Genomic DNA, 23,943 nt, shown 5'->3' with positions numbered 1-23,943 from the left:
CCCCGCGCGACCCCGACCGCTTCCGGATGGGTCCGACCCGGATCTCCACGCTGGTGGTGGCCGCCCTCGCCGCCGCCGCGGTGGCCTGGCTGCTGATCAGCGGCTTCTACTACGACGTCGCGCCGAGGCTGCCCTGGCTGCCGGTGGTCACGCTGGCCGGCCTCGCGGTCCTGGAGGCGTACGCGGCGGTGAACACCCGCGGCCGGATCGAGGGGCGCAGGCCGGGCCGGGAGCCGGTCAACCCGCTGCTGGTCGCCCGGTTCGTGGTGCTCGCCAAGGCGTCCGCGCTGGCCGGGGCGATCTTCGCCGGCTTCTACGCGGGGATGACCGCGTGGCTCTTCGTCGAGCGGACCAACGCCGCCGTCGACGACCGGCCCGCCGCGGGCGCCGGGCTGCTCGCCTCGCTCGCCCTGGTCGGCGCCGCGCTCTGGCTGGAGCGGGCCTGCCGGGTGCCCGAGCAGGAGGACGACGAGGACCGCGAGCCCGGCGACCGGGAGAGCCGTCCCGGCCAGCGTTGATCAGGGGCTTCCCCCCACCCCTGCCCGCAGGTACCGTCCCTGGCGACCGGAAGCAACGGCCGCCGCCGGTCCGCCCGTGCGTCGGGCCGGACGGCCGGCGACGTGGGAGGCGCGGGTCATGGCGTACGACGAAACGGGCCGGGACGCACCGGCGGAGCCGTCGTCGGGTGTGCCCGCCGCCGTGCTGGAGAACGTCTTCGACGATCCCCTGCACGGCGAGCCCGGGCGGGACCGGATCGCGGTCCACGTGGTCTGGGAGTCCGTGCTGCTGGCCGGGCTGGGCGGCATGGCGTACCTGCTGTGGCGGGAGAACGCGGACGCGCTGCGCGGCGACGGCCTGAAGTCGCTGCTGGTCGACGCGGTCGCGCTGGGCCTGCTGACCCTCGCCGCCGGGCTGAGCCTGCGCGCCGCCGCGGTCAACCTGGCGGTCGGCCCGGTCGCGGTGGCCGCCGCGCTGCACGTCGCCGAGCAGGGCGACCGGGGCCTGCGGGAGGCGCTCCTCCCGGCGCTGGTGGTGGCCGCCCTGGGCGGCGCGGCTCTCGCCCTGGCGGTGGTGGTGCTGCACGTGCCCGCCTGGGCGGCCAGCCTCGCCGGCGCGGCCGGGGTGATCGTGTACATCGAGCGGCGGGCCAGCCCCGTCGTGGTCCAGGGCACGTACGACCCCCGGGGCACGGCGGTCAACCTCTTCGCCGGCTTCGCCGCGGTGGCCGTCCTCGGCGGCCTGTTCGGCGCGGTCAAGGCGATCCGGCGGCTGGTGGGCCGGTTCCGGCCGGTCGCCGACCCGGCCCGGCGGCGGGGCGTCGTCGCCGCGATGGTCACCGTCCTGGCGCTGGTCGGCTCCACCGTGCTGGCCATGCTCGCCGGGGTGCTGATCGCGACCAACGGGACCGGGCCGGTGGCGCCCACCTCCGGGCTGGACTGGTCGATCCTGGCCATCGGCACGGCGATGCTCGCCGGCACCAGCGCGTACGGCCGGCGCGGCGGGATCCTCGGCACCCTGATCGCGGTCAGCCTGGTCGTGGTCTTCCTCGCCTGGGCGCGGGCCCGCGGATGGACGGTCAGCCGATGGGCCGTCGGCGGGGCGGTGCTCGGCGGCGGGTTGCTGGTCACCCGGCTGGTCGAGGCGCTCGGTCGACCGCGGACGCCCACCGGCGAGGCGCCCGAGCTGGCGCCGGCCGGGGACGGCACGATCAGCACGGGCTGGGCGCTGACCCGCTCCGGCCCGGTCGACACCTGGCCGTCGGTGCTGCCGGTGCAGGCCGAGGAGACCACGGCCGACCCGTGGGAGGCGCACCGCTGGGAGACCGGCCCGCAGCGCTGGGACGCCGACGACCGCTGACCGGGCCGCGTCCGGTGCGCCGAGCCTGATCTCGCCGGTTAGGCTCGGCGGCATGACCGAATCTCCTGCCACCGGCGGCCGTACCTTCGACCAGCTCGACCAGCTCTCCACCGAGGAGCTGCGCGAGCAGGCGTTCGCCCTGGCCCGGGAGCGCCGCGACGTGGGCTTCTTCTGGTCGGTGCTGCGGCATCTGCCGAACGCGGACGAGGCCGCCGCGCTGGACGGCGCGCCCAACTCGGTCGGGCCGATCATCGACGAGGCCAACGCCCTCTGGCGGGAGCTGACCGGCCACGGTTACGAGGAGGCCGAGCCGTTGCTGCGGGCGGCCTTCATCGACTACCTGCTGAAGCACTGACTCCTCCGATGGCTGTCCGCCGACCCACGGCGGTCGCGCGTACGCGCAGGTTTGCCCGGCTGCGCAAGCCGGGAACTGACCGCACCATGGCCCTCACCAACCGCCCCCGGACCGTCAGCGGTTACGGCACCGCCGCGGGCACCGGCACCCTGGCCGCGCTGCTCCTGGTCGGGGTCGGCGGCAGTCCCGCGTACGTGGGATGGGTCCAGGACCACACGGACCCGAACGGCGCGGGCGGCTGGTTCCTGCGGCTGCTGGCCTGGCCGGCCTGGCGGCTGCACTCCGACGACCCGGCACAGGGGGTGTTCGCCACCGACCTGCGGGCCGTGCTGATGGTGATCCTGGCCGCGGTCCTCCTCTACCTGCTGCCCGCCTCGCAGGTGGCCCGGGTGCAGGGCTCGGTCAGCCAGTTCTTCTCCGGCTGGGCGGCGTACGCCCTGGCCGGCGGGTTCACCGGGCTGCTCGCCGCGTTGCTCGGGCCGGACGGGTCGCTGCTCGCGGCCTTCCAGGCGGCGAGCACCGGTGCCACGTACGGCCTCTTCGCCGGCTGGATCGTCGGCACCGCCAGCCTCGGCGGCCGCGCCTGACACGGCCGGGACCCGATGCCGGTCGCGCCTGACGCGGCCCGCCGGAGCGCGGTCGGCAGGCGGCGCGGTCAGGCCGCCACGGCCCCCAGGCTCAGCACCCGGTCCCGGCTGAGCAGCCCGACCGGGCGACCGTCCTCGGTGACCAGGGCGTGCTCGGCGGCCGAGGTGAGCAGCACGCCCAACGCGTCGTACGCGGACCCGCCCAGCGGCACCGCGGGCAGGCCCGCCGCGCCGCCCGCCGGGAGCGGATCGAGCACCGCCCGGGTGACCGGGGTGACCGCCAGCTGGCGGATGCCCCGGTCGGCGCCGACGAACTCGCGGACGAACGGCGAGGCGGGCGAGCCGAGGATGGCGGCCGGCGTGTCGTACTGCTCCAGCCGGCCGCCCTGGGAGAGCACCGCGATCCGGTCGCCCAGCCGGACCGCCTCGTCCAGGTCGTGGGTGACCAGCACGATGGTCTTGCGGACCTCGGCCTGGAGCCGGAGGAACTCCTCCTGCAGCCGGGTCCGGACGATCGGGTCGACGGCGGAGAAGGGCTCGTCCATCAGCAGCACCACCGGGTCGGCCGCGAGGGCCCGGGCCACCCCGACCCGCTGCCGCTGACCGCCGGAGAGCTCGTGCGGGTAGCGGCGGCCGAACTGGGCCGGGTCGAGGCCGACCAGTTCCAGCAGCTCGTCGACCCGCCGGCGGGTCCGCTCCCGCGGCCAGCCGAGCAGGCCGGGCACGGTCGCCACGTTCGCGCTGACGGTCTGGTGCGGGAAGAGGCCGACGTTCTGGATCACGTACCCGATGCGGCGGCGCAGCTTGACCGGGTCGACCCGGGTGACGTCGTCGTCGCCGAGCAGGATCCGGCCGCCGGTCGGCTCGATCAGCCGGTTGATCATCCGCAGCACGGTGGACTTGCCGCAGCCCGACGGTCCGATCAGCACCGCCAGCTCGCCGGCCTTCACCTCCAGGCTCAGCTCCCGCACCGCCTCGGTCCCGTCCGGGTAGCGCTTGCGGATGCCCTCCAGCGTGATGGCGGCAGCGCCGTGTCCGGCGTCGCCGGTGGTCCCCGGGGTAACGTCCACCTGTGTCCCTCCACCTGAGCTACCGGGCCGAGCCGGAGAACCCGTGGTTCTCGTGGCAGTACGTGCGGGACAACTCTGACACGATCCTCGCCGCGCTGCGCGAGCACGCCTCGCTGACCGCCCGGGCGGTGCTGATCGCCGCGGTGGTGGCGCTGCCGCTGGCCGTGGCGGCGTACTGGTTCCGGTCGCTCGCCGGGCCGATCCTGGCCCTCACCGGCGTGCTCTACACGGTCCCCTCGCTGGCGCTCTTCGCCTTCCTCGCGCCCTACCTGGGCATCGGCGCGGTGACCGTGCTCAGCGTGGTGGTGCTCTACGCCCTGCTGGTGATCGTCCGGAACGCGATGGCCGGGTTGAACCAGGTGCCCCCCGAGGTCCGCGAGGCCGCCGAGGGGATGGGGTACGGCCGCTGGGGCCGGCTGTTCCGGATCGACCTGCCGCTGGCCCTGCCCGGCATCCTCACCGGGCTGCGGCTGGCCACCGTCTCCACGGTGGCGCTGGTCACGGTCGGGGTGGTCGTCGGTCGCGGCGGGCTGGGGCAGCTCATCTTCGCCGGCTTCCAGAACAACTTCTACAAGGCGCAGATCATGACCGGCACGGTCCTCTGCGTCCTGCTCGCGCTGGTCCTGGACCTGGTCCTGGCCGGGGTGGGCCGGCTGCTCACCCCGTGGCTGCGCGGACGCGTCTCATGAACGCGATCGAACAGGCCGTGCGCTGGCTGAACGACCCGCTGAACTGGACAAACCCGGGCGGCATCCTGGACCGGCTCGGCGAGCACCTGAGCATGTCCGCCGCGGCGGTGCTGCTGGGCTGCCTGGTGGCCTGGCCGATCGGGCTCTGGCTCGGGCACACCGGCCGGGGCGGCGGCGCGGTGCTGCTGGTCTCGAACGTCACCCTGGCCATCCCGACCCTGGCCCTGCTGACCATCCTGCCGTTGACGTTCCTCGGGTTCGGCCGGCCGTCGGTGGTGGCCGCGCTGGCCGTCTTCGCGGTACCGCCGCTGCTGGCGAACGCGTACACCGGGGTGCGGCAGGCCGACCCGGAGGCCCGGGACGCGGCGCGCGGGATGGGGCTCTCCGGTGGGCAGCTGCTGCGCCGGGTGGAGCTGCCGCTCGCCGTGCCGTACCTGGCCGCCGGCTTCCGTACCGCCGCGGTGCAGGTGGTCGCCACCGCGGCGCTGGCCTCCTTCGTCAACGGCGGCGGGCTGGGCCAGATCATCCGGGCCGGCTTCGGGCTCGACATCGCGGCCGGCGGTGGTCAGATCGTCGCCGGCGGCGTGTTGGTGGCCGGGCTCGCCGTGCTGGTTGAGCTGCTCCTCGCGCTGGTCGAGCGGGTGGTCACGCCGCGCCCGCTGCGCCGGGCCCGCGGCGGCGCGGACCGCCGGGCCGCGGACGCCATCGCCGGTGGCGGCTGATCCGCCGGTACGCCCCGACGGACGCCCGCCGGTGTTCCGGTGACGATCCGGTGACGAAGGTCGCCACATGTTGTCGGTCCCGCCGGGCAAGATGTTGGGTGGACCTTGCGGGCGCATCAGTGGACCGATCGCCCGTCGGACACGCGGCCGGCCCGGAAGGGCCGCGCCGGGACACGGAAGGCGGGCTTTGATGCGCGCACGTACAAGGCTGGCCATCGGGGCGGTCGGCGCCCTGGCTGCGGCCGGGCTCCTCACCGGGTGCGGCAAGGGCGGTTCGTCCGGCACCGAAGCGCCCGAGAAGGGCGCCGCCGGGGCCGGTTGCGCCCCGGTCAAGGGTGACCAGCTGGTCGTCCTCACCGACGACAAGAAGCTCCAGAACACCGACAACGTCATCCCGGCGATCAACGCGAAGGCGGCCAGCCCGCAGCTCGTCGCCGCGCTGGACAAGGTCTCCGAGAAGCTGGACACGCCGAAGCTGATCGAGCTGAACAAGTCCGTCGACGTGGAGCGCCAGACCCCGCAGGTCGCGGCGAAGGAGTTCGCCGACTCCAACGACCTGAGCGAGGGCATCGAGCAGGGTCCGGGCGGCTCGATCACGGTCGGCGCGGGCAACTTCAGCGAGAGCCAGACCATCGCCGAGCTCTACAAGATCGCGCTGACCGCGGCCGGTTACCAGGTCAAGGTGCAGACGATCGGCAACCGCGAGCTCTACGAGCCCGCCCTGGCCAAGGGCGAGATCCAGGTCGTCCCGGAGTACGCGGCCACCATGGCCGAGTTCCTCAACACCAAGGCCAACGGCAAGGCCGCCCAGCCGGTCTCCGCACCCGAGCTGGACAAGACGGTCAGCGCGCTGAAGGCGGAGGGCGACAAGGCCGGGATCACCTTCGGCAAGCCGTCCGCCGCGCAGGACCAGAACGCCTTCGCCGTCACCAAGGCCTTCGCCGACAAGTACAAGGTGGCCACGCTCTCCGACCTGGCGAGCAAGTGCTCCGGCCAGGCCACCGTGCTGGCCGGCCCGCCGGAGTGCCCGCAGCGGCCGAAGTGCCAGGCCGGCCTGGTCGAGGTCTACAACTTCAAGGCCGGCTCGTTCAGCTCGCTGGACGCTGGCGGTCCGCAGACCAAGAACGCCCTGAAGACCGGCCAGGCGAGCGTTGGCCTGGTCTTCTCCTCGGACGGGGCGCTCGCCGCCAGCTGACCCGACCGGTCGCCGACGGGCCCGGGTGGCCCGTCGGCGACCGGTCGCGGTCGGGGTGACGGGTGCGGCGTCCCTGCTAGTGCTCTGACCACAAACGCTGGCCGGGTTGGGGAAAGTGTCGTGCCTGGTCGAGGACCTGGTCGCGGCGGCCAGCATCGCCACCCGTGTTCCGGGCGGCGGATCCACCACCCCGGCAGCGGTTGTGCTGCCGGGGTGGTCACGCACCGTCGAGCCGGCCGGCATCTCCCCGGTGCTGGCCGGTCCCGGCGTGACCCCCGCCGCCCACCGAGGGTGGCGCGAGGATCAGTTGGCCCGCGGAGGCCCGCCCCACCACCCGGTGGGGAGTCGCTCGCCCCAAGGCGAGGATCCACAACATCCACCGGACACCCCGGTGAACGTTCGTGGACACCGCACTAGATCGGTGCGTTCGGCCTGTTCCCAGCCGTGTGAACTCTCGGTACTCTGCACAGCCATGCCCGCCCCGGTTGCGCCCGCCGAGAAGCGCACTTCGCCGCTGCTGACCGTCCTGTTCTGGATCGGTGTGGCGTTCGCGCCCATGGCGGCGCTGATCCTCCTCGTGGCCGACGGCGACGGTCCGCTGCGCTTCGGCGCCGTGCTGGCCATCCTGGCCGTCGTGCTGATCGGTCTCTCCATCGCGCTGCGCGCCGAGGGCGGCGAGTCGCCGGGCTCCGAGCACCTGCTCGACGAGATCGAGCAGCTGCGCCGGGAGCTGCGCGGCGAGATCGTGGCCGCCGCGCAGCGCGGTAACCAGGCGCTCGACCAGGCCCAGCGCGCCCAGGAGTCGGTGACCGCGTTGCGGCGCCGGCTGGACGCCGCGGCCGCCGGCATCGCCGCCGCCGCGGGCATCTCCGCCCCGGCCGCCGAGGAGCAGGCCGGTGGCCGCGCCCGGGTGCCGGCCGCCGAGACGTACGACGACGCGCCGGGCCGGGGTCGCTACGCCCAGGAGGAGGCCCCGACCGGTTGGGGACAGCCCGCGGGCGACCGCCGTGACGAGGAGGAGGCGGTCCGCCGCCCCCAGCCCGCCGACCGGTACGCCGCGGAACGCCCCGCCGGCTACGCCGCCGAACGCCCCCAGGCCGGCGTGTACGGCGCCCCGCGCGCCGCCGAGCCGGAGCCGGCCCCGCGCCAGGTCGGGGTGGTGCACCACACCGAGACCGTGCACGTCACCACCCGGCACACCATTGTGGACGGCGCCGACCCGGTGGCCGGCAACCGCTACGGCGGCGGGTACGCCGGCCGGTGGTCGCCGGCCCCGGAGGAGCGGTCCTGGGGCGGTGCGGAGCCGGAGGAGCGCTCGTGGGCCGGTCACCGGGAGCCGGAGGAGGACCGGGGCTGGTCGGCCGACGACCGGTCGCGGGCCGCTCAGGCCGGTGCGCGCGACGACCGCGCCTGGTCCGGGCCGGGAGCGGCCCGGGACGACCGGTCGTGGCCCGGTGCGCCGGCCGACGAGCAGCGCTGGGCCGGGGCGGCCCAGGACGACCGGACGGGAGCGGGCGCGCCGCGCGACGACCGGGGCTGGGGAGCGGGCCAGGGCGGGCCGCGTGACGACCGGTCCTGGGCGGGTCAGGGCGGGGCGCGTGACGACCGGTCCTGGGCGGGCCAGGGCGCCTCGGGCGACGACCGGTCCTGGACCGGTGCGGGTGAGCCGTACGCCGCCCCGGAGGCCCGCGCCTGGGGCGCGTCCGAGCAGCCCGGCCGGGCCGCCGTCCCGGCGTCGGACGACCCGGACGGCGACTACTGGTCGGAGCTGCGCGCCGGGGACCGCTGGGCCTCGGTCCGCGACGACGAGCACGGCCGCGAGGTGCGGGTCGGTGAGCGGCGCGCGGCGGTGCACGCCGACGGGGCCGGCACGGAGTTCCGGGTCGAGGACCGCTGGGCGTCGGTACGACGTGGCGAGCCGCACCGCGACCAGGACCGGGACGCCGAGCCCGGCTGGGGTGGCGGCTGGTCCGAGGAGAGCCGCCCGGCGCTCCCGGCCGGCGGGGTGCCCGTACCCGACGAGTGGCGTCCCCCGACGCAGCGCACCGCGCAGTCGGCGGGCGAGTGGCGGGCGGCCGAGCCCGAGCCGGTCCGGTACGGCCGGCCGCGCGGCGAGGAGCGGTACGGCTACCCGCCGCAGGACGACGTGCCGCGCGCCGGTGGGGCGCGGTCCGCCGACCGCTGGCGCTGACCGCCCCGGCGGCTACTTGTCGATGTCGCCGACCACGAAGAACATCGAGCCGAGGATGGCGATCAGGTCCGGCACCAGGCAGCCGGGGAGCAGGGTGGCCAGCGCCTGCACGTTGGCGTACGAGGCGGTGCGCAGCTTGAGCCGCCACGGGGTCTTCTCGCCCCGGGAGACCAGGTAGTAGCCGTTGATGCCGAGCGGGTTCTCGGTCCAGGCGTAGGTGTGTCCCTCGGGCGCCTTGACCACCTTGGGCAGCCGGGTGTTCACCGGCCCGGTGAGCCGGTCCACCCGGTCCAGGCACTGCTCGGCGAGGTCGAGGGAGACGTACACCTGGTCGAGCAGCACCTCGAAGCGGGCGTGGCAGTCCCCGGCGGTCTTGGTGACCACGGGCACGTCGAGCTGGTCGTACGCCAGGTAGGGCTCGTCCCGGCGCAGGTCCAGGTCGAGGCCGGAGGCCCGGGCGACGGGCCCGGACGCGCCGAACGCGGCGGCGTCGGCGGCCGACAGCACCCCCACCCCGACGGTGCGGGCCAGGAAGATCTCGTTGCGCCGGATGAGGTGGTCGAGGTCGGGCAGCCGGCGGCGCACCTCGCCGATCGCGGCGCGGGCCCGCCCGGTCCAGCCGGCCGGCACCTCCTCCTTGAGGCCGCCGACCCGGTTGAACATGTAGTGGATCCGGCCCCCGGAGACCTCCTCCATCACCGCCTGGATCGTCTCCCGCTCGCGGAACGCGTAGAAGACGGGGGTGATCGCGCCGATCTCCAGCGGGTACGAGCCGAGGAACATCAGGTGGTTGAGCACCCGGTTCAGCTCGGCGAGCGCCATCCGCAGCCAGACCGCCCGCTCCGGCACCTCCATGCCCATCAGCCGTTCGACGGCGAGCACCACGCCCAGCTCGTTGGAGAAGGCGGAGAGCCAGTCGTGCCGGTTGGCCAGCACGATGATCTGCCGGTAGTCGCGGACCTCGAAGAGCTTCTCCGCGCCGCGGTGCATGTAGCCGACGATCGGGTCGGCGGCGACCACCCGCTCGCCGTCGAGTACCAGCTTCAGTCGGAGCACGCCGTGCGTGGACGGGTGCTGCGGGCCGATGTTGAGCACCATGTCGGTGCCGAGCTGCTCGCCGCCCGCGCCGGTGCCGACGGTCAGTTCGCGGAGGTCGCCGGCGTCCGTGGTCATGTCCGTCATCGTGCCATGAAGGGATCGAGGGTGACGCCGACCGGTTGCAGCAGCCACCAGTGCCCGCCGAGCCCGGCCGGGTCGGTCAGCTCGGCCGCCGTCGAGGCGGCGGCGAGCGCCCGCACGTAACCGGCCGGGTCGCTGGCGGCCAGGCTCAGCGGTGGTCGCGCGCCGTCGGCCCCGAGCGCCCGCAGCGCCTCCCGCTGCGGGACCAGGGTGTACGCACACCGGGCCACCCGCTCACCGGCGGAGGCGACCGAGTCCACGGCCACGTGCGCGGTGACGTCGCCCGACCCGTCCGGCACCGGCACGACCTGCCGCCCGTGCCGGTACCCGGTCAGCGTCCCGTCGACCGGCCGATCGTCTCTCCCGTGCCCGTAGTCCACGGCCAGCGCCAGCCCCCGGTCGATCTTGGTGATCGCGGTCGCCCAGGCCTCGTCCCTGGTCCGGCCGATCTCGGCCCTCGCGCCTGAGCCGGCCGGCGTGGTCGGCCACCACCCGTCCAGCCACTCCTCGTCAGCGGGGCTGACCGGGTCACCCACCGACTCCTCCCCGCTGGCGGGGTCGACCAGGAGGTAGCGCCAGCCATCGTCGGACTGCACGGCCACGTCCAGCGGGACGTTGTCCAGCCATTCGGTGGCCAGCAGCAGGCCGCCGATCCCGTCCGGAATCTCGTCCACCCAGTTGATCTCCTCGGGCAGGTCCTCGGGTCTGGCCGCGCGCTCGACTGCGGTGAGCCGCAGCCGGCGGGCGAGCGACGGACGGACGGCATCCCGGCCGGAGGGTGACGGCCGGGCGGAAACCCCCATCGCGGACCCGGCAGCGAGCGTGAGCAGCGCCCGGAGCAGCTCACCCCGGCCGGCACCCACATCGACCACCTGCAGGCAGGAGGGGTGGTCGAGGGTGGCGTCGACCCGGGTGAGGAGGCGGAGCAGGGCCGAGGCGAAGACCGGGGAGGCGTGCACACTGGTGCGGAAATGGGCGGCCGGACCGGGCCCGGAGACGAAGAAGCCGTCGGGTCCGTACAGCGCCCGGTCCATCGCCACCCGCCAGGGCAGCGGGTCCTCGGGAAACGTCACCCGCCGACCGTAGCGGTGCCCCGAATTCCGCCTTCCACACGCCCGGTGAAGGTTTTCACACATGCTTGTTTTCCTTCCGTAACCCCGGCGCATACTTGCGGTCGACCGGTACCCACTCGCAGGACTGGATCGATTGCCATGAGCGCACCGCTGCGCCCGCGTACGGCCGCCCCGCACGGGCCCGCCGCACCGTCGGGCGGCGCCTCTACCGGCGCCCCGCTGGTCTTTCCCCGCACCCTCACCGTCGGCGTGATCGGCGCCGGTCGGGTGGGCGCCGTGCTCGGCGCGGCCCTCGCCGCCGCCGGCCACCGGGTGGTCGCCGCCTCCGGCATCTCCGGCGCCGTGAAGGCCCGGATGGCGCTGCTGCTCCCGGAGACCCCGAACCGCTCCGCGACCTCGGTCGCCCGCGCCGCCACCGATCTGCTGATCGTGGCGGTACCCGACGACGCCCTGGCGGGCGTGGTCGCCGGCCTGGCCGAGACCGGGGCGCTGCTCCCCGGCCAGGTGGTCGCGCACACCTCCGGCGCGCACGGGCTGGCGGTCCTCGCCCCGGCCGCCGCCGTCGGCGCCCGGCCGCTCGCGCTGCACCCGGCGATGACCTTCACCGGTACGCCGGACGACCTGACCCGCCTCGCCGGCATCTCGTACGGGGTGACCGCCCCGGCGGAGCTGCGCCCGTTCGCCGCCCGGCTGGTGGCGGACCTCGGCGGCGTACCGGAGTGGGTGGCGGAGGCGGACCGGCCGCTCTACCACGCGGCCCTGGCGCACGGCGCGAACCACCTGGTCACCCTGGTCAACGAGGCGGCCGACCGGCTGCGCGACGCCGGCGTGGACCGGCCGGAGAAGGTGCTCGCCCCGCTGCTGCGGGCGGCGCTGGAGAACGCCCTGCGACTCGGCGACGACGCGCTGACCGGCCCGGTCTCCCGGGGCGACGCGGGCACCGTACGCCGGCACCTGGAACGGCTGGCCGCGACCGCGCCGGAATCCGTGGCCCCCTACCTGGCGTTGGCACGACGGACCGCGGATCGGGCCATCGCCGCGGGCCGGCTGCGCCCGGCGGACGCCGAGTCGCTGCTGGACGTGCTGAGCGGGACTCACCGGGGGGTGGCGGCATGACCGAGCTGGTGCACACGCGCAAGGAGCTGGCGGCGGCGCGGGACGGGCTGACCGGCACGGTCGGCGTGGTGATGACCATGGGCGCGCTGCACTCCGGGCACGAGACCCTGCTGCGGGCCGCCCGGGAGCGGGCCGACCACGTCATCGTCACGATCTTCGTGAACCCGCTCCAGTTCGGCCCGAACGAGGACTTCGACCGGTACCCGCGCACCCTCGACGCGGACCTGGAGGTCTGCCGGCGGGCCGGCGCGGACGTGGTCTTCGCCCCCTCGGTGGCCGACATGTACCCGGACGGCGAGCCGAAGGTGCGGCTCAACCCGGGCCCGCTCGGCGAGGACCTGGAGGGGCTGAGCCGGCCCGGCTTCTTTCACGGCGTGCTGACCGTGGTCATGAAGCTGCTCCAGCTCACCCGCCCCGACCTGGCGTTCTTCGGCGAGAAGGACTACCAGCAGCTGACCCTGGTCCGGCGAATGGTCCGGGACCTCGACGTGCCGGTCGAGGTGGTCGGCGTGCCGACCGTGCGGGAGCCGGACGGGCTGGCGTTGTCCAGCCGCAACCGCTACCTCTCCGCGCCCGAGCGGGCGGCGGCGCTGAGCCTCTCCGCCGCGCTGCGCGCCGGGGTAGCGGCCGCCGAGGAGGGCGGGGACGCCGGCGCGGTGCTGGCCGCCGCCCACCGGGCCTTCGACTCCGGTACGCCCGGCGCCCGGCTCGACTACCTGGTGCTCACCGACGCCGACCTGGAGCCGGGGCCGGTCTCCGGTCCGGCGCGGCTGCTGGTCGCGGCCCGGGTCGGCGCCACCCGGCTGATCGACAACATGGCGATCCCGCTCGCCCCCCGTTCCTGAACACCCACCACCACACCCCGCTGAAAGGCACCCCGATGTTCCGGACCATGCTGAAGTCGAAGATCCACCGGGCCACGGTGACCCAGGCCGACCTGCACTACGTCGGCTCGGTGACCGTGGACGAGGACCTGCTCGACGCGGCCGACCTGATCCCCGGGGAGCAGGTGGCGATCGTGGACATCACCAACGGGGCCCGGCTGGAGACGTACGTCATCCCGGGTGAGCGGGGCAGCGGCGTGATCGGCATCAACGGCGCCGCCGCGCACCTGGTGCACCCCGGTGACCTGGTCATCCTCATCTCGTACGGCCAGATGGACGACGCCGAGGCCCGCGCCTACCAGCCCCGGGTGGTCCACGTCGACGCCGCCAACAGGATCGTCGACCTGACCGCCGACCCCACCACCGCCGCCCCCGGCACCGCCGGCGACCCCGTCCCCAACCCCCTGGCCGCCACCCCCGCCTGACCCCGCGGTGCCCGACGACCCGACCCTGCGCTTCCGCAGCGGCGTGTTGGTCCGCCCGGCCGCCCCTGGCCGCTGGACCGTGGGGGACCGCGGCGTCCGCTGCTACCTGTGGCTCAGCGACCGTACGGGCCTCGCTGAAGGGCGCCGGCCCGGCCGGCCTGCCGGTCCGGACGCGGTAGCCGAAACCACTCGTCCCGCCCCCGCCGCCCGGGATGAGGGACGTTCGGGTTGACTGTGCTCATGGACCTTCCGACCGTCGACCTGCCGGCCCTGCCCAGGCTGCTGGCCGCGCCCGCACCCGGCTGGGTGGAGACCACTGACGTGATCGTCGTCGGCTCCGGGGTCGCCGGCCTGACCGCCGCGCTGCACCTGCGCGAGGCGGGGCTGCACGTCACCGTGGTCACCAAGGTCAACATCGATGACGGCTCGACCCGCTGGGCGCAGGGCGGCATCGCCGCCGTGCTCGACCCGGCGGACACCCCGGCAGCCCACGCCTCGGACACCGAGATCGCCGGGGTCGGCCTCTGCGACCCGGCCGCGGTGCGGGTCCTGGTCGAGGAGGGCCCGACCCGGCTGCGGGAGCTGATGCGGATCGGCGCCGAGTTCGACCGGAACCCGGACGGCTCGCTGATGCTCACCCGGGAGGGCGGCCACCGGGCCGACCGGATCGTGCACGCCGGCGGCGACGCCACGGGCGCCGAGGTGCAGCGGGCGCTGCACGCGGCGGTCCGGCGGGACCCGTGGATCCGGCTGGTCGAGCACGCCCTGGTGCTGGACCTGCTCCGCGCCCCGGGCGACGGCCCCGGCGGGCTCGGCCCGGCGTGCGGGATCACCCTGCACGTGCTCGGCGAGGGCAGCGAGGACGGCGTCGGGGCGCTCCTGGCCCGCGCGGTGGTGCTGGCCACCGGCGGCATGGGGCAGATCTTCGCCGCCACCACCAATCCGGCGGTCTCCACCGGCGACGGGGTCGCCCTCGCGGTGCGGGCCGGCGCGGCGGTCACCGACGTGGAGTTCGTCCAGTTCCACCCGACGGCGCTGATCACCCCGGCCGGGGTGGGCGTGCCGGGCGTCACCCGGGCCCAGCAGCCGCTGGTCTCCGAGGCGCTGCGCGGTGAGGGCGCCCACCTGGTCGACGCCGACGGCAAGCGGTTCATGATCGGGCAGCACGAGCTGGCCGAGCTGGCCCCCCGCGACGTCGTCGCCAAGGGCATCCACCGGGTGCTGCTGGCCACCGGCGCGGACCACGTCTACCTGGACGCCCGGCACCTCGGCGGGGACTTCCTCGCCGGCCGCTTCCCGACCATCGTCGCGTCCTGCCTGGCCATCGGCGTCGACCCGGCGACCGACCTGATCCCGGTCGCCCCGGCCGCCCACTACGCCTCCGGCGGCGTCCGCACCGACCTGCACGGCCGCACCTCCATCCCCGGCCTGTACGCCTGCGGCGAGGTCGCCTGCACCGGCGTGCACGGCGCGAACCGGCTGGCCAGCAACTCGCTGCTGGAGGGGCTGGTCTTCTCCCGCCGGATCGCCGAGGACATCGCCGCCGGCCTGCCCGAGCAGGCCAGGCCGGCGGAGACCGGCGCCTGGGTGGGCGGCGCGGGCTGGGTGGTGCCCGCCGAGGGCACGCCGGCCCTGCAACGGGCGATGACCCGGGGCGCGGGGGTGCTCCGCTCGGCGGAGACCCTCGCCGGGACGGCCGGCACGCTGACCGAGCTGGGCGGGGGACGCGGGGTGCCGCGTAAGGCCGACTGGGAGGCGACGAACCTGATCACCGTGGCGTCGACGCTGGTCGCCGCCGCGTACGCCCGCCAGGAGACCCGGGGTTGCCACTGGCGGGAGGACTTCCCGACGGCCGACGAGCGGTGGCTGGGCCACCTCGTCACGGCGGTCGGGGCGCACGGCAGGTTGACACAGCAGTGGGAGGAGTCAGCGTGAGCGCGAGGAGTGAGCCGATCTTCCGAGCCCCGCAGTCGCGAATTGAGGTGGCGCGGTGAGGGAGTCGACGGAGCAGGCGTTGCGGGCGGCGAGCCTGGACCCGGTGTGGGTGCAGCGGGTGATCGTCGAGGCGTTCGCCGAGGACCTGGGGCCGGACTTCCTCGACGTCACCACCGTCGCCACCATCCCCGCCGCGCAGAACGACACCGCCGACCTGGTCGCCCGGGCCGACGGCGTGGTGGCCGGGCTGCCCGTGGCCGCCGCCGTGTTCGAGCTGGTCGGCGAGGTGACCGGGGCGGACCGTACGGTCGAGGTGTCCCTGGTGGCCCACGACGGGCAGCGGGTGGCGCGCGGCGACGTGCTGGCCACGGTGACCGGCCCGACCCGGCTGCTGCTCACCGCCGAGCGGACGGCGCTGAACCTGCTCTGCCGGATGTCCGGGGTGGCCACCCACACCCGCGCCTGGGCGGACGCCCTGGCCGGCACGAAGGCGATGGTGCTGGACACCCGGAAGACCACCCCGGGCCTGCGGGCCCTGGAGAAGTACGCGGTCCGCGCCGGCGGCGGCACCAACAAGCGGATGGGCCTGCACGACGTCGCGATGATCAAGGACAACCACAAGGTCGCCGCCGGCGGCATCGGCGCGGCCTACCGCCGGGTCCGGGAGGCCTTCCCGGACGTGCCGGTGCAGGTGGAGGTGGACACCCTCGCGGAGGCGGTGGAGGCCGTCGAGGCCGGGGCCGGCTTCCTGCTGCTGGACAACATGACCCCGGCGCAGCTGCGCGAGGTGGTCGCCGCGGTGGGGGACCGGGCGGAGCTGGAGGCGACCGGCGGGCTGACCCTGCCGGTGGCCGCCGAGTACGGCGCGACCGGCGTGGACTTCATCTCGGTGGGCGCACTGACCCACTCCTCGCCGATCCTGGACATCGCCCTGGACCTGCGGGAGGAATGAGCCTTCAACCACCGGCCGTCTAGGCTTCGTGCGTGCTGCTCTGCATCGACATTGGAAACACCAACACCGTGCTGGCGACCTTCGACGGCGACAAGCTGGTGCACTCCTGGCGGATCAAGACCGACGCCCGCTCGACGGCGGATGAGCTGGGTCTGATGTTCCGGGGGCTGCTGGCCGGTGACGCCGTGGAGATCACCGGGGTGGCCGCCTGCTCGACGGTGCCGGCCGCGCTGCGCTCGTTGCGGACCATGCTGGGCCGCTACTACGCCGACCTGCCCAGTGTGATCGTCGAGCCCGGGGTGCGGACCGGGGTGCAGCTCGCGATCGACAACCCCAAGGAGGTCGGCGCTGACCGGGTGGTCAACACCCTGGCCGCGTACACCCTCTACGGCGGGCCGTCGATCGTGGTGGACTTCGGCACCACCACCAACTTCGACGTGATCAGCGGCCGGGGCGAGTTCCTCGGCGGCGCGTTCGCGCCGGGCATCGAGATCTCCTTCGACGCGCTCGCGGCCCGCGCCGCGCAGCTGCGCAAGGTGGAGGCGACCAAGCCCCGCTCGGTGATCGGCAAGAACACCGTGGAGTGCCTCCAGTCCGGCCTCTACTTCGGCTTCGCCGGCCAGGTCGACCGGATCGTCGAGCGGATGATCGAGGAGCTGGGCGAGGTGAAGGCGGTGATCGCCACCGGCGGGCTCGCCTCGGTGGTGATCGGCGAGTGCCGCACCATCACCCACCACGAGCCGATGATCACGCTGATCGGCCTGCGGATGGTCTACGAGCGCAACACCTGACCCCGGCCGCCACCGGGGTCGGGCGCCGCGCGGGCGTCAGCGTCGCCGGGCCCGGAACACCAGCGTCCGGTACGGCAGCTCGACGGTCTCCCGCCCGGCCAGGTCCGGGTGGGTGGCGAACAGTTCCCGCAGCTCCCGGTCGACCCGCTCCTGCTCGTGCGGTGGCGCGGTCAGCCAGTACGAGCGGGTGTGCAGCATGCCGACCACCTCGTCCGGGGTGAGCGTGGCCGAGTGAGTGAACTCGCCCAGCTCGACCGGTCCGAAGGTCGGGCCGAACCCGGTGACCTTCTCGACCAGGTTGCCGGCGGTGTCCCGCAGGTCGGCGATCCGGCCCAGCTCGGCCACCCATCTGACGCTGTCGTCCCGGGTGTTCCAGATGGGGGCGAACGTCCCACCCGACCGGATCGCCCGGCCGATCTCGGCGTGCGCCCGCTCCTTGTCGAACCAGTGGTACGCCTGCCCCACCAGCACCGCGTCCACCGCCCCGTCGGGCAGCGGCACCGACTCGGCGGTGCCCGCCAGGGCGGTGACGCCGGGCGTCACGTCGTCCAGCCGGGCCCGCATCCCCGGGTCGGGCTCCACCGGCAGCACCTCGTGGCCGAGGTCGAGGATCGCGCGGGTGAGGATGCCGGTGCCGGCGCCGAGGTCGACCACCCGGCCGGCCGGCCCCACACCGTCGAGCGCCCAGCGCACCGCCGCCTGCGGATAGCGGGGTCGGAACCGGTCGTAGTCGGCCGCCGCCGCGCCGAACGACAGTGCCTGAGTGGGGTCGGTCATGGCGGGCAGGTTATCCGGTAACGGCTCCCTGGGGGCTTGAGTACGCTCGGGGCCTGACCCCGCCGATATCTCCTTTCCGAGGAAGCGTGCCGTGACCGAGCAGAACGCCGTGCCAGTCGACCCCGCCGACGACCTTCCCGAGCAGATGAAGGTCCGCCGGGAGAAGCGGGACCGGATGCTCGCCGAGGGCGTCGAGCCGTACCCCGTCGGTTTCCCCCGGACCAGCACCCTCGCGGAGATCCGCGCGAAGTACGCCGAGCTGCCCACCGACACCGCCACCGGGGACAAGGTCTCGGTCACCGGCCGGGTGATCTTCGTACGGAACACCGGCAAGCTCTGCTTCGCCACCCTGCGGGACGGGGACGGCACCGAACTCCAGGCGATGCTCTCCCTGGACCGGGTCGGCGCGGAGCGGCTGGACGACTGGAAGCGCCTGGTCGACCTCGGTGACCACGTCGGCGTGACCGGCGAGGTGATCACCAGCCGCCGGGGCGAGCTGTCGGTGCTGGCCGACGAGTGGGCGGCCACCGCCAAGGCGCTGCGCCCGCTGCCGGTGGCGCACAAGCCGCTGAGCGAGGAGGCCCGGGTCCGGCAGCGCTACGTGGACCTGATCGTCCGCCCGCAGGCGCGGCAGATGGTGCGTACCCGGGCGGCCGCGGTGCGCAGCCTCCGCGATTGCCTGCACGGGGAGGGCTTCATCGAGGTCGAGACCCCGATGCTCCAGTTGCTGCACGGTGGCGCGGCGGCCCGCCCATTCGTGACCCACAGCAATGCGTTGAGCACCGATCTGTATCTGCGAATCGCGCCGGAACTGTTTCTCAAGCGGGCCGTGGTCGGCGGCGTCGACCGGGTCTTCGAGATCAACCGCAACTTCCGGAATGAGGGAGTCGACTCCTCGCACTCGCCCGAGTTCGCGATGCTCGAGGCGTACCAGGCGTACGGCGACTACGACACGATGGCGGAGTTGACCCGAAATCTGGTGCAGCGGGCGGCGATCGCGGTGAGCGGCTCGACGGTGGTGACCCACGCCGACGGCAGCGAGTTCGACCTGGGCGGCGAGTGGCGTTCGGTGACCCTTTTCGGGGCCCTTTCCGAGGCGCTCGGCGAGGAGGTCACCGTGCGCACCGACCGGTCCCGGCTGGCCGAGTACGCCGACAAGGCCGGCCTCGCCGTCGACCCGAAGTGGGGGCCGGGGAAGCTGGCCGAGGAACTCTTCGAGGAACTCGTCGTTCCGTCGCTCCAGGCGCCGACCTTCGTCCGGGACTACCCGGAGGAGACCAGCCCGCTGACCCGGGCGCACCGCAGCGAGCCGGGCCTGACCGAGAAGTGGGACCTCTACGTCCTCGGTTTCGAGCTGGGCACCGCGTACTCGGAGCTGGTCGACCCGGTGGTGCAGCGGGAGCGGCTGGTGGCTCAGGCGCAGCTCGCCGCCCGCGGCGACGACGAGGCCATGCGACTGGACGAGGACTTTCTCCGGGCGATGGAGTATGGAATGCCGCCGGCCGGTGGTATGGGAATGGGAATCGACCGGCTCTTGATGGCGTTGACCGGGCTGGGAATTCGGGAAACCATCCTCTTCCCGTTGGTCCGCCCGGAGTAGCCGTCTCCGGGTCGTTACCGCATCCTATTGACGCGGCAAGCAGCGCGCGGGTTATTGTGCTTCTGTATTGTCGCAGGAGCACACCCTGCTCGAAAGGAATGTGGGACGTGGCCAAGCAGATCATTCACAAGCTGGTCGATGACCTGGACGGCGGGGACGCTGACGAGACCGTCAAGTTCGCGCTGGACGGCGTGCAGTACGAGATCGACCTCTCGACTTCGAACGCGGAGAAATTGCGCGACGTATTCGCCCCGTACGTGGGGGCGGGCACGAAGGTCGGCCGGGGCGGCGTCGTCGTCGGCGGGCGGGCCGCGCGCGGGCGGGGCGGCGCCACCGCCGACCGTGAGCAGAACAGGGCCATCCGTGCCTGGGCCAAGAAGTCCGGCAAGGACATCTCGGACCGGGGCCGGATCCCGCAGGAGATCGTCGACGAGTACCACTCGAAGGCGGGCCACTGAGGCTTGACCCGTCATCGGGCGACACCGACGCCGGACCGGAGTGCCACTCCGGGCCGGCGTCGCCGTTTTCGCCCGGTCGCGCCGACTGTCCGGTTCGCGCCCGCCGGCACGCTCGCGCCCGTCGCGCCGGCTGCGGACCCCGCCGCCGGATGGGAAGAACCCGGGGTGGGTGGGCGTTGTCCACAGGCGGTGGAGATTTCATCCACAGGCTGTGGAGAGACGTTCCGGGGTGATCCCCGGGTTCGAGCGGGCCGGCTTCATCCGTGCCGCGCGGCTCCACGGAATTTCGCTCTGCGCGTACAGGTAGGGGTACCGGAACACCTCCTGAGCGCGGACGGTTGTCAGAAACGACGCGTACACGGCATTCCACGGGGACACACGACCTCAGCGGAGTCGGTCCGCGGCGATAGAGTAAGGAGGCACGGACGCCCGTCCCGGACGTCCGCGCACCGGCCCCGCCAAGATCTAGACCATCAAGGCGCACGGCACGTGAGGAGCACGAGGGCATGTTCGAGCGGTTCACCGACCGAGCGCGACGGGTTGTCGTCCTGGCCCAAGAAGAGGCCCGGATGCTCAACCACAACTACATCGGTACGGAGCACATCCTGCTGGGCCTGATCCACGAAGGTGAGGGCGTCGCGGCCAAGGCCCTGGAGAGCCTCGGCATCTCCCTGGAGGGCGTCCGCCAGCAGGTCGAAGAGATCATCGGCCAGGGCCAGCAGGCGCCGAGCGGGCACATCCCGTTCACGCCGCGGGCCAAGAAGGTGCTGGAGCTGTCCCTGCGCGAGGCGCTGCAGCTCGGCCACAACTACATCGGCACGGAGCACATCCTGCTCGGTCTGATCCGCGAGGGTGAGGGCGTTGCCGCCCAGGTGCTGGTCAAGCTCGGCGCCGACCTCAACCGGGTCCGCCAGCAGGTGATCCAGCTGCTCTCCGGCTACCAGGGCAAGGAGCCGGCCGCGGCGGGCGCCGCGCCGGGCGAGGCCGCGCCGTCGACCAGCCTCGTGCTGGACCAGTTCGGCCGCAACCTGACCCAGGCCGCCCGCGAGGGCAAGCTCGACCCGGTCATCGGGCGCGAGAAGGAAATCGAGCGGGTCATGCAGGTGCTCTCCCGCCGTACCAAGAACAACCCGGTCCTGATCGGTGAGCCCGGCGTCGGTAAGACCGCCGTGGTGGAGGGGCTGTCCCAGAAGATCATCAAGGGCGAGGTGCCCGAGACCCTCAAGGACAAGCAGCTCTACACGCTCGACCTCGGTGCCCTGGTTGCCGGTTCCCGCTACCGCGGTGACTTCGAGGAGCGCCTGAAGAAGGTGCTCAAGGAGATCCGCACCCGCGGCGACATCATCCTGTTCATCGACGAGATCCACACCCTGGTGGGTGCGGGTGCCGCCGAGGGCGCGATCGACGCGGCGAGCATCCTCAAGCCGATGCTGGCCCGTGGCGAGCTGCAGACCATCGGCGCGACCACGCTCGACGAGTACCGCAAGCACCTGGAGAAGGACGCCGCTCTCGAGCGCCGCTTCCAGCCGATCCAGGTGGGTGAGCCCTCGCTGGCCCACACCATCGAGATCCTCAAGGGCCTGCGTGACCGGTACGAGGCGCACCACCGGGTGAGCATCACCGACGCCGCGCTGGTGGCGGCGGCGACGCTCGCCGACCGGTACATCTCCGACCGCTTCCTGCCGGACAAGGCGATCGACCTGATCGACGAGGCCGGTGCCCGGATGCGCATCCGCCGGATGACCGCGCCGCCAGACCTGCGTGACTTCGACGAGCGGATCGCCCAGGTCCGTCGCGACAAGGAGTCCGCGATCGACGCGCAGGACTTCGAGCGGGCGGCGCAGCTCCGTGACAAGGAGAAGCAGCTGCTCGGCCAGAAGGCCCAGCGGGAGAAGGAGTGGAAGGCCGGTGACCTGGACGTCGTCAGCGAGGTCGACGACGAGCAGATCGCCGAGGTGCTCGGCAACTGGACCGGCATCCCGGTCTACAAGCTGACCGAGGAGGAGACCTCGCGCCTGCTGCGCATGGAGGACGAGCTGCACAAGCGCGTCATCGGCCAGGAGGACGCGGTCAAGGCGGTCTCGAAGGCGATCCGGCGTACCCGGGCCGGCCTGAAGGACCCGAAGCGCCCGTCAGGCTCGTTCATCTTCGCCGGCCCGTCCGGCGTCGGTAAGACCGAGCTCTCCAAGGCGCTCGCCGAGTTCCTCTTCGGCAGCGAGGACGCCCTCATCCAGCTGGACATGTCCGAGTTCCACGACCGGTACACGGTGTCCCGGCTGGTGGGTGCTCCTCCCGGCTACGTCGGCTACGACGAGGGCGGGCAGCTGACCGAGAAGGTGCGGCGTCGGCCGTTCTCGGTGGTCCTCTTCGACGAGATCGAGAAGGCCCACCCGGACGTGTTCAACACGCTGCTCCAGATCCTGGAGGACGGGCGGCTCACCGACGGTCAGGGTCGGATCGTGGACTTCAAGAACACGGTCATCATCCTGACCACCAACCTGGGCACCCGGGACGTCGCCAAGGCGGTCTCCCTGGGCTTCCAGGCGTCGGAGGACTCCGAGTCCAACTACGACCGGATGAAGCAGAAGGTCAACGACGAGCTCAAGCAGCACTTCCGGCCTGAGTTCCTGAACCGGATCGACGACACCATCGTCTTCCACCAGCTGCGCGAGTCGGAGATCCTCTCGATCGTCGACATCATGATCCAGCGGATCGAGACGCAGCTGCGCAACAAGGACATGGGCCTGGAGCTGACCGACAACGCCAAGAAGTACCTGGCGAAGAAGGGCTTCGACCCGGTGCTGGGCGCGCGTCCGCTGCGTCGCACGATCCAGCGCGACATCGAGGACAACCTCTCGGAGCGGATCCTCTTCAACGAGCTGACCCCGGGTCAGATCGTGGTGGTGGACTGCGAGGGCGACCCGGAGAACATCGACAAGTCCAAGCTCGTCTTCCGGGGCGCGGAAAAGCCGGTGGAAGTGCCGGACGCCGTCCCGGCCGATCTCGGTGGCGCCGCCACCGCGGGGGCGGACGAGTAAGCGACACCTGACAGGGCGACGGCCCCGGTTGGCGAAAGCCACCGGGGCCGTCGCCTTTTCACGCCCACCCCGCCCGGCTCGCTGGGCCGGGTCGGCGACCTGGAGTCGATCAACTGGGGAGGGGGACGGCGGGGCCGTCGCCGGTCAGGCGGATGGACGCCTCGCCGACCGGCTCGACCAGGCCGTCGGTGACCAGCCCGGCGAGCGCCCGGGAGCGCTGCACGTCGTCGGTCCAGACCTGATCGAGGCGCTGCCTCGGCACCGGTCCGGTCGCCTCCCGCAGCACCGCCAGGAGCAGACCGCGTACCTGGCGGTCGGTGCCGGCGTACCGCTGGGGGCGGCGGGTCGGGCCGGTGGGGGCGGCCTGGCCGGAGGCCCGCCAGGCGCAGACCGGTTCCACCGGGCACACCGTGCAGCGGGGCGAGCGGGCGGTGCAGACGACCGCGCCGAGCTCCATGAAGGCCGCGCTGGCCAGCGCCGCGGCGGCCGGCTCGACGGGCAGCAGCTCCTCGGTGGCGGTCAGGTCGGCGGGGCGGGTGGCGGGACCTGCGTCCGGTTCCCCGGCGACGGCCCGGCAGACCACCCGGCGGACGTTCGTGTCCACCACGGGGTGCCGCTGCCCGTACGCGAACGCCGCGACCGCCCGGGCCGTGTACGTCCCCACTCCGGGCAGCGCGAGCAGCTGGTCCAGCCGGTCCGGCACCTCGCCGCCGTGCCGCTCCACGATCGCCACCGCGCAGTCGCGCAGCCGTACCGCCCGGCGGGGGTAGCCGAGCCGCCCCCACATCCGGATCGCCTCGGCCGGGCTGTCCTCGGCCAGTGCGGCCGGCACCGGCCAGCGGGCCAGCCACGCCTCCCAGGCGGGGAGCACCCGGACCACCGGCGTCTGCTGGAGCATGACCTCGCTGACCAGGATCGCCCAGGCGCTGGTCCCGGGCTTGCGCCACGGCAGGTCGCGGGCGTTCTCCTCGTACCACCGGCTGACCAGGGTGGCGAATGTGGGCTCAGTCATCGCGCAGCCGATGATGTCACGGGTCGGATTCCCGCAG

At 73.6% G+C, this 23,943-nt stretch carries 22 protein-coding genes and 1 pseudogene; 18 read left to right on the top strand and 5 right to left on the bottom strand.

The features are described from left to right. Positions 1-26 precede the first annotated feature (26 nt). The 4 genes from ACTWO6_RS31415 (at position 27) to ACTWO6_RS31400 (ending at position 2,799) form a co-directional block, all read left to right on the top strand. A complete protein-coding gene (locus ACTWO6_RS31415) occupies positions 27-518 on the top strand; it encodes a DUF3180 domain-containing protein (protein ID WP_446220836.1) in 492 nt (163 codons plus the stop codon). 118 nt (positions 519-636) lie between these two features. After that, a complete protein-coding gene (locus ACTWO6_RS31410) occupies positions 637-1,857 on the top strand; it encodes an ABC transporter permease (protein WP_446217285.1) in 1,221 nt (406 codons plus the stop codon). 52 nt (positions 1,858-1,909) lie between these two features. Beyond that, positions 1,910-2,212, top strand: coding sequence for a hypothetical protein (locus tag ACTWO6_RS31405; RefSeq protein ID WP_446217284.1), 303 nt, complete (start codon positions 1,910-1,912; stop codon positions 2,210-2,212). Positions 2,213-2,298: 86 nt separating this feature from the next. Then, positions 2,299-2,799, top strand: coding sequence for a hypothetical protein (locus ACTWO6_RS31400; protein WP_446220835.1), 501 nt, complete (start codon positions 2,299-2,301; stop codon positions 2,797-2,799). A 68-nt stretch (positions 2,800-2,867) separates the two neighbouring features. Here the strand turns inward: ACTWO6_RS31400 and ACTWO6_RS31395 are convergent, their stop codons facing one another. Next, complete coding sequence (locus ACTWO6_RS31395) at positions 2,868-3,869, bottom strand: ABC transporter ATP-binding protein (RefSeq protein ID WP_446217283.1); 1,002 nt, start codon at positions 3,867-3,869, stop codon at positions 2,868-2,870. Between the two features lie 2 nt (positions 3,870-3,871). Here ACTWO6_RS31395 and ACTWO6_RS31390 point away from each other — a divergent pair, with 2 nt between their 5' ends. The 4 genes from ACTWO6_RS31390 to ACTWO6_RS31375 all read left to right on the top strand — a co-directional run bounded on the left by ACTWO6_RS31390 (position 3,872) and on the right by ACTWO6_RS31375 (position 8,666). After that, a complete protein-coding gene (locus ACTWO6_RS31390; RefSeq protein WP_446217282.1) occupies positions 3,872-4,558 on the top strand; it encodes an ABC transporter permease in 687 nt (228 codons plus the stop codon). Further along, entirely contained in the window at positions 4,555-5,280 is a 726-nt protein-coding gene (locus tag ACTWO6_RS31385) for an ABC transporter permease (RefSeq protein WP_446217281.1), read from the top strand. The genes ACTWO6_RS31390 and ACTWO6_RS31385 overlap by 4 nt, the downstream gene beginning before the upstream one ends. A gap of 190 nt (positions 5,281-5,470) precedes the next feature. Further along, positions 5,471-6,475: a glycine betaine ABC transporter substrate-binding protein gene (locus ACTWO6_RS31380; RefSeq protein WP_446217280.1), complete on the top strand. Its 1,005-nt coding sequence runs from the start codon at positions 5,471-5,473 to the stop codon at positions 6,473-6,475. 472 nt (positions 6,476-6,947) lie between these two features. Then, positions 6,948-8,666: a hypothetical protein gene (locus ACTWO6_RS31375; RefSeq protein WP_446217279.1), complete on the top strand. Its 1,719-nt coding sequence runs from the start codon at positions 6,948-6,950 to the stop codon at positions 8,664-8,666. Between the two features lie 12 nt (positions 8,667-8,678). On the opposite strand, the gene ACTWO6_RS31370 is transcribed toward ACTWO6_RS31375, so the two are convergent. Further along, positions 8,679-9,848 (bottom strand): NADH-quinone oxidoreductase subunit D, encoded by a 1,170-nt coding sequence (locus ACTWO6_RS31370; RefSeq protein ID WP_446217278.1) that lies wholly within the window; start codon positions 9,846-9,848, stop codon positions 8,679-8,681. Then, positions 9,845-10,879: an SAM-dependent methyltransferase gene (locus tag ACTWO6_RS31365; protein WP_446220834.1), complete on the bottom strand. Its 1,035-nt coding sequence runs from the start codon at positions 10,877-10,879 to the stop codon at positions 9,845-9,847. Before ACTWO6_RS31365 ends, ACTWO6_RS31370 begins: the two co-directional genes overlap by 4 nt. 177 nt (positions 10,880-11,056) lie before the next feature. Here ACTWO6_RS31365 and ACTWO6_RS31360 point away from each other — a divergent pair, with 177 nt between their 5' ends. From ACTWO6_RS31360 to ACTWO6_RS31330, 7 genes and pseudogenes are all read left to right on the top strand, one after another. Then, complete coding sequence (locus ACTWO6_RS31360) at positions 11,057-12,034, top strand: Rossmann-like and DUF2520 domain-containing protein (protein WP_446217277.1); 978 nt, start codon at positions 11,057-11,059, stop codon at positions 12,032-12,034. Then, positions 12,031-12,879 (top strand): pantoate--beta-alanine ligase, encoded by an 849-nt coding sequence (gene panC, locus ACTWO6_RS31355; RefSeq protein WP_446217276.1) that lies wholly within the window; start codon positions 12,031-12,033, stop codon positions 12,877-12,879. Before ACTWO6_RS31360 ends, panC begins: the two co-directional genes overlap by 4 nt. A gap of 35 nt (positions 12,880-12,914) precedes the next feature. Next, complete coding sequence (panD, locus tag ACTWO6_RS31350; protein ID WP_446217275.1) at positions 12,915-13,343, top strand: aspartate 1-decarboxylase; 429 nt, start codon at positions 12,915-12,917, stop codon at positions 13,341-13,343. A 7-nt stretch (positions 13,344-13,350) separates the two neighbouring features. After that, positions 13,351-13,522: pseudogene (locus ACTWO6_RS31345) on the top strand (septum formation family protein); the annotation flags it as partial. 61 nt (positions 13,523-13,583) lie between these two features. Further along, entirely contained in the window at positions 13,584-15,278 is a 1,695-nt protein-coding gene (locus ACTWO6_RS31340) for an L-aspartate oxidase (protein ID WP_446217274.1), read from the top strand. Between the two features lie 55 nt (positions 15,279-15,333). Then, positions 15,334-16,230 (top strand): carboxylating nicotinate-nucleotide diphosphorylase, encoded by an 897-nt coding sequence (nadC, locus tag ACTWO6_RS31335; RefSeq protein WP_446217273.1) that lies wholly within the window; start codon positions 15,334-15,336, stop codon positions 16,228-16,230. A 32-nt stretch (positions 16,231-16,262) separates the two neighbouring features. Beyond that, positions 16,263-17,021 (top strand): type III pantothenate kinase, encoded by a 759-nt coding sequence (locus ACTWO6_RS31330; RefSeq protein WP_446217272.1) that lies wholly within the window; start codon positions 16,263-16,265, stop codon positions 17,019-17,021. Between the two features lie 36 nt (positions 17,022-17,057). Here ACTWO6_RS31330 and ACTWO6_RS31325 read toward each other — a convergent pair whose 3' ends face one another. Beyond that, positions 17,058-17,798 carry a class I SAM-dependent methyltransferase gene (locus ACTWO6_RS31325; protein WP_446217271.1) on the bottom strand — a complete coding sequence of 247 codons (741 nt, stop codon included), beginning with the start codon at positions 17,796-17,798 and terminating at the stop codon, positions 17,058-17,060. 91 nt (positions 17,799-17,889) lie between these two features. Here ACTWO6_RS31325 and lysS point away from each other — a divergent pair, with 91 nt between their 5' ends. The 3 genes from lysS (at position 17,890) to ACTWO6_RS31310 (ending at position 22,894) form a co-directional block, all read left to right on the top strand. Then, complete coding sequence (gene lysS, locus ACTWO6_RS31320; RefSeq protein WP_446217270.1) at positions 17,890-19,398, top strand: lysine--tRNA ligase; 1,509 nt, start codon at positions 17,890-17,892, stop codon at positions 19,396-19,398. Between the two features lie 107 nt (positions 19,399-19,505). Continuing rightward, a complete protein-coding gene (locus ACTWO6_RS31315) occupies positions 19,506-19,856 on the top strand; it encodes a histone-like nucleoid-structuring protein Lsr2 (RefSeq protein WP_446217269.1) in 351 nt (116 codons plus the stop codon). 506 nt (positions 19,857-20,362) lie between these two features. Beyond that, positions 20,363-22,894, top strand: a complete 2,532-nt coding sequence (locus ACTWO6_RS31310; protein ID WP_446217268.1) for an ATP-dependent Clp protease ATP-binding subunit — start codon at positions 20,363-20,365, stop codon at positions 22,892-22,894. 109 nt (positions 22,895-23,003) lie between these two features. Here the strand turns inward: ACTWO6_RS31310 and ACTWO6_RS31305 are convergent, their stop codons facing one another. Beyond that, positions 23,004-23,906: an A/G-specific adenine glycosylase gene (locus tag ACTWO6_RS31305; RefSeq protein WP_446217267.1), complete on the bottom strand. Its 903-nt coding sequence runs from the start codon at positions 23,904-23,906 to the stop codon at positions 23,004-23,006. Positions 23,907-23,943: the final 37 nt, after the last annotated feature.

Source organism: Micromonospora sp. IBHARD004, from assembly GCF_052814115.1.
This window is presented reverse-complemented; position numbering and strand designations above follow the sequence as displayed.